7 protein-coding genes are annotated in these 11,187 nt (G+C 53.3%); 6 read left to right on the forward strand and 1 reads right to left on the reverse strand.

The features are described from left to right. The first annotated feature begins 131 nt into the window (after positions 1–131). The 5 genes from cadC to lysS all read left to right on the forward strand — a co-directional run bounded on the left by cadC (position 132) and on the right by lysS (position 8,615). Positions 132–1,628, forward strand: coding sequence for a lysine decarboxylation/transport transcriptional activator CadC (cadC, locus tag FN633_RS13370; RefSeq protein WP_154058030.1), 1,497 nt, complete (start codon positions 132–134; stop codon positions 1,626–1,628). Positions 1,629–1,964: 336 nt separating this feature from the next. After that, positions 1,965–3,302: a cadaverine/lysine antiporter gene (gene cadB, locus FN633_RS13375; protein ID WP_154058031.1), complete on the forward strand. Its 1,338-nt coding sequence runs from the start codon at positions 1,965–1,967 to the stop codon at positions 3,300–3,302. Between the two features lie 78 nt (positions 3,303–3,380). Beyond that, the gene (gene cadA, locus FN633_RS13380; protein ID WP_042389477.1) at positions 3,381–5,522 is read left to right on the forward strand and encodes a lysine decarboxylase CadA; all 2,142 of its coding nucleotides are present in this window, start codon (positions 3,381–3,383) and stop codon (positions 5,520–5,522) included. Between the two features lie 88 nt (positions 5,523–5,610). Further along, positions 5,611–7,080 carry a POT-type proton-dependent oligopeptide transporter gene (locus tag FN633_RS13385; RefSeq protein WP_154058032.1) on the forward strand — a complete coding sequence of 490 codons (1,470 nt, stop codon included), beginning with the start codon at positions 5,611–5,613 and terminating at the stop codon, positions 7,078–7,080. 17 nt (positions 7,081–7,097) lie between these two features. Beyond that, the gene (lysS, locus tag FN633_RS13390) at positions 7,098–8,615 is read left to right on the forward strand and encodes a lysine--tRNA ligase (RefSeq protein WP_154058033.1); all 1,518 of its coding nucleotides are present in this window, start codon (positions 7,098–7,100) and stop codon (positions 8,613–8,615) included. Between the two features lie 49 nt (positions 8,616–8,664). Here the strand turns inward: lysS and FN633_RS13395 are convergent, their stop codons facing one another. Beyond that, positions 8,665–9,204, reverse strand: coding sequence for a DUF2058 domain-containing protein (locus FN633_RS13395; RefSeq protein ID WP_154058034.1), 540 nt, complete (start codon positions 9,202–9,204; stop codon positions 8,665–8,667). A 299-nt stretch (positions 9,205–9,503) separates the two neighbouring features. Between FN633_RS13395 and mqo the strand changes: the two genes are divergently transcribed. Beyond that, entirely contained in the window at positions 9,504–11,150 is a 1,647-nt protein-coding gene (mqo, locus tag FN633_RS13400; protein WP_154058035.1) for a malate dehydrogenase (quinone), read from the forward strand. Positions 11,151–11,187: the final 37 nt, after the last annotated feature.

Consider the following 11,187-nt stretch of genomic DNA (forward strand, 5'->3'; position numbering starts at 1 on the left):
TGATTAATTTATAAAATAGTGCGAGCAACGCCGTAGCGTTCATTTTCAGTGGCGGTAGCTGCCGTCGATAGTACTTTGAATCATGGTATACTTCTGCCCCTCTTTTTCTATTTCGCTTTGGGGCGTTTTATATGCAACAGCCCGTTGTGTATGTAGGTGAATGGCTGGTTACACCCTCTGTTAACCAGATTAGCCGTCAGGGACGTCAGCTTACCCTTGAGCCGCGCTTGATCGATCTTCTGGTCTTCTTCGCTCGACATCCAGGGCAGGTTCTGACTCGGGACGAATTGATTGATAACGTCTGGACACGCAGTGTCGTCACCGGCCACGTGGTGACCCAGAGTATTTCCGAGCTACGTAAATCGCTAAAGGATGGCGATGCAAACGCCCCTGAGTATATCGTTACGGTCCCTAAACGGGGCTATAAGCTAACGGTACCGGTTATCTGGCGTAATGAAGGGGAAGACGAGACAGACGTTGCCGCGCCATCAGCACCAGACGTACAGCCTACGGTCCTGGCCGAGCCCGACGTTGAAAAACCTACGATCCGCAGCAGGCTAAATACGTTTATTGTTTGGGGATTGTTCCTGCTGGCGCTGGGCTCATGCGTAGCGCTGGTTGCGCTGGCAACTATTGATTCCCATCCACCGGTAACTAAAACGCGCCTGCTGCTCAACCCGCGCGATATCGATATTCATTTAGTCGATAGCAGCGGCTGTACCAATCGCAGTTCGCAGCACGCCTACGCGGTAGGGCTGGGCAGCTTGATCACCACTACGTTGAACACCTTCTCAACCTTTATGGTTCATGACAAAACGAATTACAACATCAACGAACCCAGTAGCTCCGGTAAAACGCTGACCATTGAGTTTGTCAATCAGCGTCACTACCGTGCCCAGCAGTGCTTTATGTCAATTAAACTGGTGGATAACGCGGACGGTTCAACCATGTTGGATAAACGCTATTTCGTGACCAGCGACAACCAGCTATCGATTCAGAACGATCTCATGAACAGCCTGTCGGAAGCGCTGACCCAGCCGTGGCCGGAACGTTTACAGACAATGCTTGCCCAGTATATGCCTGCACAGAGCACGTCTTTAGTCACCTTTTACCAGGCTCATCAGCTATTAATGAAAGGCGACGTTGACTCATTAGGTAAAGCCAGTGACCTTTTAGATGAGATATTGAAACAGTCTCCAGAGTTTATCTATGCGAGAGCAGAGAAAGCACTCGTCGATGTCTTACGTCACTCCCAGCAGCCGTTGAATGAAAAGCAGCTTGCCGTACTTAATAGCGAGATAACGCAAGTAAGCGATGCGTCGGGTATGCAAGAGATGGCTATTTTTTATCAAATTAAAACCGTCGATCTGCTTGGCAAAGGTAACGTTGATGAAGCTTATAAAGCCATCAATAAGTCTATCGATCTGGAAATGACATGGATGAGCTATGTGCTGTTGGGTAAGGTTTATGAAATGAAGGGACAGAATCGCCTGGCTGCAGATGCCTATATTACCGCCTTTAATTTACGTCCGGGTGATAACACGCTCTACTGGATTGAAAACAGCGTATTTCAAACGTCGGTGACTCGCGTGGTTCCTTATCTCGATAATTTTCTCTCGCAAGAATAAATAACCTATTATAAGGTTAAATAAATGTTTAAATAATGGTTGGTTTTGTTATTTAAATGTCTGCTTATGTCTTGGGTGAGAATTTACTTAGCGCTATTTTACCTGCGTAACAGACTGTAATTTAAAGATGTTTATCTTTTCCTGACCTTTGGATGTTATCCTGATATTTAACTCAGAAAGGTCAGGGTGTCACTTTTTTGCAGTTTGTTTTTATTTCACTTTATCCTTAGGACTTTGTTCGTTCAGATCCGTAACCTCGTTGGCAGTTGGTCGGATCAATAACGCGCTTCAACTCATGATCCGTACCTCCAAATAACTCTCAGGAGACAACGAAACATGAGTACTGCCAAAAAGATCGGGCTCTTTGCCTGTACCGGTGTAGTTGCCGGGAATATGATGGGTAGCGGTATTGCACTCTTACCTGCAAACCTCGCGAGCATCGGTGCTATTTCAATCTGGGGTTGGGTCATCTCTATTATTGGTGCCATGTCCCTGGCCTACGTTTATGCACGACTGGCCACTAAAAACCCACAGCAGGGTGGCCCTATTGCCTATGCAGGGGAGATATCGCCAGCCTTTGGTTTCCAGACCGGCGTCCTTTATTATCATGCAAACTGGATTGGTAACCTGGCTATTGGGATCACCGCCGTCTCTTATCTTTCTACGTTTTTCCCGGTATTAAATAACCCTGTTCCTGCCGGTATCGCCTGTATTGCCATTGTATGGCTCTTTACCTTCGTCAATATGCTTGGCGGTACCTGGGTGAGCCGCCTGACGACTATCGGCCTGGTGCTGGTGCTTATTCCGGTCGTCATCACCGCAGTAGTAGGTTGGCACTGGTTTGATATGACTATTTATCAGGCCAACTGGAATACGTCCACCACCACAGACACCCATGCGGTAATCAAAAGTATCCTGCTCTGCCTGTGGGCCTTTGTGGGCGTTGAATCCGCCGCGGTCAGTACCGGTATGGTGAAAAACCCGAAACGTACCGTCCCGCTGGCAACCATGCTGGGTACGGCGCTGGCCGGTATTGTCTATATCGCAGCAACTCAGGTTATCGCCGGTATGTATCCCGCAGCTGAGATGGCTTCCTCCGGTGCGCCGTTTGCCGTCAGTGCTTCCACCATCCTTGGCGGTTGGGCAGCGCCGATTGTCTCCGCGTTCACCGCGTTTGCCTGCCTGACCTCGCTGGGCTCCTGGATGATGCTGGTCGGCCAGGCCGGTGTTCGTGCTGCTAACGATAACAACTTCCCGAAAGTGTATGGCGAAGTCGATAGCAACGGCATTCCGAAAAAAGGCCTGCTGCTGGCCGCAGTCAAAATGACCGTTCTGATGGTGCTGATCACCATGATGAACTCTGCCGGAGGTAAAGCATCCGACCTGTTTGGTGAGCTGACCGGTATCGCAGTACTGCTGACTATGCTGCCTTACTTCTACTCCTGTGTAGACCTGATCCGCTTCGAGGGCATCAACGTCCGTAACTTCGTGAGCCTGATCTGCTCCGTGCTGGGCTGTGGATTCTGCTTTATCGCCCTGATGGGTGCCAGCTCCTTTGAACTGGCCGGAACCTTCATCGTCAGCCTGATCATCCTGATGTTCTACGGTCGCAAAATGCACCAGCGCCAGCTTAACAACGACGCTGCCGAAAGAGAGACCGCTAGCGCACTGTAAACCTTAACCCTTTCCTGTAGCCCTTCCTTCACCTGTCATCTACGGCGGGAGGGGCTTGCTCTACCCGGAGATTAGATTATGAACGTTATTGCTATCATGAATCACATGGGCGTTTACTTCAAAGAAGAGCCTATCCGTGAACTCCATCGTGCACTTGAACGCCTCGATTTTCGCGTTGTTTACCCTAACGACCGCGACGATCTGCTGAAGCTGATTGAAAACAATGCTCGCCTGTGTGGCGTTATCTTCGACTGGGATAAATACAATCTCGAACTGTGCGAAGAGATCAGCAAGATGAACGAGTACATGCCGCTGTACGCGTTCGCTAACACCTATTCCACCCTGGACGTTAGCCTCAACGATCTGCGCATGCAGGTACGTTTCTTTGAGTATGCGCTGGGTGCCGCTGAAGACATCGCTCATAAAATTAAGCAGAACACCGATGAGTACATCGATGCCATTCTGCCGCCGTTAACCAAAGCGCTGTTCAAATATGTTCGTGAAGGCAAATACACCTTCTGTACTCCAGGCCACATGGGTGGCACGGCTTTCCAGAAAAGCCCGGTCGGCAGCCTCTTTTATGACTTCTTTGGCCCGAATACCATGAAATCGGACGTCTCGATTTCAGTCTCCGAGCTGGGCTCCCTGCTGGATCACAGCGGTCCGCATAAAGAAGCGGAAGAGTATATCGCGCGCGTATTTAATGCCGAGCGCAGCTATATGGTGACCAACGGAACCTCGACCGCCAATAAAATCGTCGGCATGTACTCCGCGCCAGCGGGCAGCACCGTACTGATTGACCGTAACTGCCACAAATCGCTGACGCATCTGATGATGATGAGCGACATTACGCCAATCTATTTCCGCCCGACCCGTAACGCCTACGGCATTCTCGGTGGGATCCCGCAGAGTGAATTCCAGCATGCCACTATCGCTAAGCGTGTCAAAGAGACCCGCAATGCCACCTGGCCGGTACACGCGGTAATTACCAACTCTACCTATGATGGTCTGCTCTATAACACGGACTACATCAAGAAAACCCTGGACGTGAAGTCAATCCACTTTGACTCTGCCTGGGTGCCTTATACCAACTTCTCACCTATCTATGCCGGTAAGTGTGGTATGAGCGGCGGCCGCGTGGAAGGGAAGGTGATCTATGAAACCCAGTCCACGCACAAGCTGCTGGCCGCCTTCTCTCAGGCATCAATGATCCACGTGAAGGGTGACGTTAACGAAGAGACCTTCAACGAAGCCTTTATGATGCACACCACCACCTCGCCGCACTACGGCATCGTGGCCTCCACCGAAACTGCGGCAGCGATGATGAAAGGCAATGCCGGTAAGCGCCTGATCGACGGCTCTATCCAGCGTGCTATCAAGTTCCGTAAAGAGATCAAGCGCCTGAAAGGGGAGTCTGAAGGGTGGTTCTTTGATGTCTGGCAGCCGGAGCATATTGATGAACCTGAATGCTGGCCGCTGCGTTCCGACAGCAGCTGGCACGGTTTCAAAAACATCGATAACGAGCATATGTACCTTGATCCAATCAAGGTCACCATTCTGACGCCGGGGATGACCAAAGACGGCGCGATGGATGAGTTCGGGATCCCGGCCAGCATCGTGGCGAAGTACCTGGACGAGCGCGGTATCGTGGTAGAGAAAACCGGGCCTTACAACCTGCTGTTCCTGTTCAGCATCGGTATTGATAAAACCAAGGCGCTGAGCCTGCTCCGCGCTCTGACCGATTTCAAACGCGGCTTCGATCTGAACCTGCGGGTGAAAAATCTTCTGCCATCGCTGTACCGCGAGGATCCAGAGTTCTATGAAAACATGCGTGTTCAGGAGCTGGCGCAGAATATTCACAAGCTGGTTGAGAAACACAACCTGCCGGATCTGATGTTCCGCGCATTTGAAGTCCTGCCGTCGATGGTGATGACGCCGTTTGCCGCATTCCAGAAAGAGCTGCACGGTCAAACTGAGGAAGTCTACCTCGAAGAGATGGTTGGCCGTGTCAATGCCAACATGATCCTCCCGTACCCGCCGGGTGTGCCGCTGGTGATGCCAGGCGAGATGATCACCGAAGAGAGCCGTCCGGTGCTGGAGTTCCTGCAAATGCTGTGCGAAATCGGCGCGCACTATCCAGGCTTTGAAACCGATATTCACGGTGCCTATCGCCAGAAGGATGGTCGCTACACCGTTAAGGTGCTGAAAAACGATAAATAAACAATAAAGACGTCTACCTGGCCTGCGGGATCGTAGGCCAGGTAAGCGTAGCGCCACCCGGCAAACCTAGCTAGCCCAGGGAGACCCTATGAAAACACCCTCACAGCCGCGTGCGATTTACTACATCGTCGCGATCCAAATCTGGGAATACTTCAGCTTTTACGGCATGCGTGCCTTACTCATCCTCTACCTTACCCATCAGCTTGGCTTCGATGACAGGCATGCTATAAGCCTGTTCAGCGCCTACGCCTCTTTAGTTTACGTTACTCCTATTCTCGGTGGCTGGCTTGCCGACCGCCTGCTTGGCAACCGCACGGCGGTCATTGCTGGCGCGCTATTAATGACCCTTGGACATGTCGTGTTGGGCCTGGGCTCTGACTCCACAAAAAGTCTCTATCTTGCGCTGGCCATTATTATCTGCGGCTACGGCCTGTTTAAATCCAACGTTAGCTGCCTGCTTGGCGAAATGTATACGCCAGAGGATACGCGCCGGGACGGTGGTTTTGCATTGCTCTATGCGGCCGGCAATGTCGGCTCAATAGCCTCGCCGATAGCCTGTGGGCTAGTGGCACACTGGTATGGCTGGCATGCAGGTTTTGCCCTGGCGGGAATCGGCATGTTCATCGGTCTGGCGATCTTTTTAAGCGGCCACCGCTATTTTCGTCATGCTCGTCGGGTGAACAAACCCGCTCTTAGCGCGACGACGTTTATGCTTCCCGCCTGGGCATGGATGGTGCTGCTCCTGTGCGTGGCTCCGTTCTTCTTCTCTCTGCTGCTGAAAAATAACTGGGCTGGCTACCTACTAGCGATCGTCTGCGTCATCGCCGCCCGCATTGTGGCGCGCATCATGGTGAAGTTCCCAGAGCACCGTCGTGCGCTGTGGCAGATTATCCTGCTGATGCTGACCGGCACGCTGTTCTGGGTGCTGGCCCAGCAGGGCGGTAGCTCTATCAGCCTGTTCATCGATCGCTTTGTTAATCGTCACATTTTGCATGCAGAGGTTCCGACCGCGCTGTTCCAGTCGGTCAATGCCGTTGCCGTGATGGCTGCGGGTGTGGTGCTGGCATGGCTAGCGAGCCCCGGAGGCAGCGTCCATTCTGCGCTGCGTATGTGGCTGAAGTTTGCGTTTGGCCTCGGGCTGATGGCCGGTGGTTTTATGCTGCTGGCAATCAACGCTCACAGTGGACAGCAGGATGGGCAAGCCTCTATGGGCCTGATGATTACCGGTCTGGCAATGATGGGTTTTGCCGAGCTGTTTATCGATCCGGTAGCGATGGCGCAAATTACCCGTTTCAACATGCCCGGCGTGGCCGGGGTTCTGACCGGCATCTATATGCTGGCAACCGGCGCTGTTGCTAACTGGTTAGCGGGGGTGGTTGCACAGCAGACCGCCGAGCCGCAGACCGGCACCGCCGCGCTCGCGGCTTACCAACACTTTTTTTCGCAGATGGGACTGTGGACCTTCGGCTGCGTGGCGTTGATTGTCGCGCTGCTGGCCGGTGTAAGGTTGGTTTTCATGTCTCCGGCCCCCTGCGTACAGCATCCCAGTCGTGATTAACGCTATAAGGAGACAACATGTCCGAACAACTGGTGCAAGAAGCCGATGAGGCAATCGATCTTAACAGTGAACTAAAAACCCGCCGCGAGAAGCTGGCGCAGCTGCGTGAGCAGGGCGTTGCGTTTCCGAACGACTTCCGTCGTGACAGCACTTCCGATGCGCTGCACGCCGAGTTTGATGCGAAAGAGAACGACGAGCTGGACGCGCTGAACGTCGAAGTGAGCGTGGCCGGTCGTATGATGACCCGCCGTATCATGGGTAAGGCATCCTTCATCACCCTGCAGGACGTCGGCGGCCGTATTCAGCTCTACGTCTCCCGTGACGACCTGCCGGAAGGCATCTACAACGAGCAGTTTAAGAAGTGGGACCTCGGGGATATCCTCGGCGCGAAAGGTAAACTCTTCAAGACCAAGACCGGCGAGCTCTCCATTCACTGCACCGAGCTGCGCCTGCTGACCAAGGCCCTGCGCCCGCTGCCGGACAAGTTCCACGGCCTGCAGGATCAGGAAGCCCGCTACCGTCAGCGCTACCTGGATCTCATCTCCAACGATGAGTCCCGCAAGACCTTTAAGGTGCGTTCACAGATTTTAGCGGGCATTCGCCAGTTCATGGTTAACCGCGACTTTATGGAAGTGGAAACCCCGATGATGCAGGCGATCCCGGGCGGTGCCTCCGCACGTCCGTTCATCACCCATCATAACTCGCTGGACATGGACATGTACCTGCGTATCGCGCCGGAGCTGTACCTCAAGCGTCTGGTGGTGGGCGGCTTCGAGCGCGTCTTCGAGATCAACCGTAACTTCCGTAACGAAGGCGTCTCCGTTCGCCATAACCCAGAGTTCACTATGATGGAACTCTACATGGCGTACGCGGACTATAAAGATCTGATCGAACTGACCGAGTCCCTGTTCCGCACCCTGGCGCAGGACATTCTGGGTACCACCGAGGTGCCTTATGGTGAGGAGACCTTCGACTTCGGCAAGCCGTTCGAGAAGCTGACCATGCGCGAGGCGATCGGGAAGTACCGTCCGGAAACCAACATGGCGGATCTAGATGACTTCGACGCGGCGAAGGCGCTGGCCGAGTCGATCGGTATTCACGTTGAGAAGAGCTGGGGACTGGGCCGTATCGTCACGGAAATCTTTGATGAAGTGGCCGAAGCGCATCTGATCCAGCCGACCTTCATCACCGAGTACCCGGCAGAAGTGTCGCCGCTGGCGCGTCGTAATGACGAGAACCCGGAGATCACCGACCGCTTTGAGTTCTTTATCGGTGGACGTGAGATCGGCAACGGCTTCAGCGAGCTGAACGATGCGGAAGATCAGGCTCAGCGTTTCCAGGACCAGGTGGATGCGAAAGCCGCCGGTGACGACGAAGCGATGTTCTTTGACGAGGACTACGTGACCGCGCTCGAGCACGGCCTGCCGCCTACGGCAGGGCTGGGCATTGGTATCGACCGTATGGTGATGCTGTTTACCAACAGCCACACCATCCGCGATGTGATCCTCTTCCCAGCGATGCGTCCGGTTAAGTAACCCCTGTAAGAAAGCCGGATAGCGCTGCGCTTATCCGGCCTACTTTTGCTTACCACATCAAATCGTCAGGCACGACGAAATCGGCATACGGATCGTCTTCGTCCTTCGCCTGCTCGCTAAGCTCACTACGCAATACAATGTAGCTCGCATCACGCTGGGCAATCTTGTCAGCAACGCTTGCTGGTATGATGGCGTATTCGCTCTCAGCGCTGTTGTCCGTAGCCAGACGGGCAATGGCGAGACGACCGCTAATAAGCTGCGCCTGAGTGGTTTTGTCCACGTAGATTTTTTTGATCAGACTGCCGTCGGTGAAGTTATAGCCGATATCGCCGCGTGAAATAGTGATGCGGTTCATTTCAATCAGCTGTTTAATCTGCGCCTTATACTCTTTGGCCATGGCGGCTTGCTTCTGCTGCTCGCTAAGCTGCTTGTCGCGTTCAGCCTGGGCCTTTTTGTTCTCTTCTACCGCCTCTCTGGCCTCACGCGCCTGAACCCGCGATTTCTTGGCGGTGCGCTGCACTTTCGCCACTTTTTTGCTGGTCACTAAGCCAGCCTTCAGCATCTGCTCTTGAAGGGTTAACTTTGTCATGTTTGTCGCTAAATCCAGTAAAGTCGTGCCAGGATTATAACCCTAACAGTAGAGGCGGAGCCAGATTCTAGGGAAGATCCTCTTACCCGACGGGACGCGGGTATGCTTTTCAGACCATACAACTCACATGGTTAGCTGAATCGAGTCAATTTTATTTCTTTTATTTATAATCACTTGTGTTATTAATTCCGCATGCTCAGTGTGGCTGTTAACAATTTGTTTAATAACAGCTTTAAATTGTTAGCCAATCCGTTAAAATAATCGCCTATTTGTTCAAATTAAGTTGATTGCAATAACACATGTCACATTTCAGAAAAGTAGTTCCCGCTTTTTCACTTATCGCGATGCTTGTTGCCTCTAACGTCCACGCTGCAGACACTGCCGAGAAAACAGATGTACTGTTGATTGGCGGCGGTATCATGAGCGCCTCTCTGGGGACGCTGTTACAAGAACTTCAGCCTGACTGGAAACAGGTTATGGTTGAGAAACTGGACGGCGTTGCGCTGGAATCCTCTAACGGCTGGAACAACGCCGGTACGGGACACTCCGCCAACATGGAACTGAACTACACGCCTGAGCGTGCAGACGGCTCGATTGACGTGACCAAAGCGCTGGAGATCAACGAAGCGTTCATGATCTCGCGTCAGTTCTGGTCATCTCAAGTGAAGCGCGGCGTGCTGAACGATCCGCACTCCTTCATCAACTCCACCCCACACATGAGCTTTGTCTGGGGCGACAACGTTGACTATCTGACCAAGCGTTACGCGGCATTGCAGCAGACGACCCTGTTCCAGGGCATGCAGTTCTCTACCGACCAGCAGCAGATCAAAAAATGGGCGCCGCTAATCATTGAGGGCCGCGATCCGCAGCAGCGCGTTGCCGCCACCTGGACCCCGGTCGGTACCGACGTTAACTATGGCGAGATCACCCGTCAGCTGGTGGGCAGCCTGAAAAAGACCAGCAACTTCAAGCTTGAAACCGGCTCCGAAGTGACTGACTTTGAACGTAACGGTGACAACTCCTGGCACGTAACCATTACCGACGTGAAGAGCGGTAAAGAGCGTGCGGTTGACGCGAAGTACGTCTTTATCGGTGCTGGCGGCGGCGCGCTGAAGCTGCTGCAAGAAACCGGTATTCCGGAAGCGGATAACTATGCAGGCTTCCCGGTAGGTGGTTCGTTCCTGGTGACCGAGAACCCGGAAATTACCCGTCAGCACACCGAGAAAGTCTACGGTCAGGCTTCCGTGGGCGCGCCGCCGATGTCGGTTCCGCACCTGGATGCCCGTTACCTTGATGGCAAACGCGTGGTGTTGTTTGGGCCATTCGCGACCTTCTCCACTAAGTTCCTGAAACAGGGTTCATTCTTTGACCTGCTAAGCACTACGACTACCAAGAACGTGATCCCGATGACCGATGTCGGTCTGGATAACTTCGATTTGGTGAAATACCTGATTGGACAGGTGATGCTGAGCGAGGATGACCGCTTCGAGGCGCTGAAAGAGTACTATCCGTCGGCGCGTAAAGAAGACTGGAAACTGATCCAGGCTGGTCAGCGCGTGCAGATCATCAAGAAAGACGCAGATAAAGGTGGCGTGCTGAAACTCGGTACTGAAATCGTTACCGATCAGCAGAAAACCCTGGCGGCGCTGCTCGGCGCATCGCCTGGCGCATCCACCGCAGCGCCTATCTCTATCAACGTGATCAAGCAGCTCTTCCCGGCACAGTTTGCTTCGGCGCAGTGGCAGGAAAAACTGCATGCCATCGTACCGACCTACGGTCAGAAGCTGAACGGCAACGTGGCGCTCACCCAGCAGGTTTGGGATGAAACCGCCTCTACGCTGAACCTGACCAAACCGCCGGTCATTCAGATGAAGGACGCAGCGCAGTCCATGCCGCAGGCAAAACCGGCAGAAGCCGCGCCTGCCCAGCACGATATGGCCCTGTAAGCGTTAAGCTCTCATGCCAGCCCCCGCGCTATGCGCC

It is taken from the genome of Pseudescherichia vulneris (assembly GCF_902164725.1).
GTDB classification, from domain to species: Bacteria; Pseudomonadota; Gammaproteobacteria; order Enterobacterales; family Enterobacteriaceae; genus Pseudescherichia; species Pseudescherichia vulneris.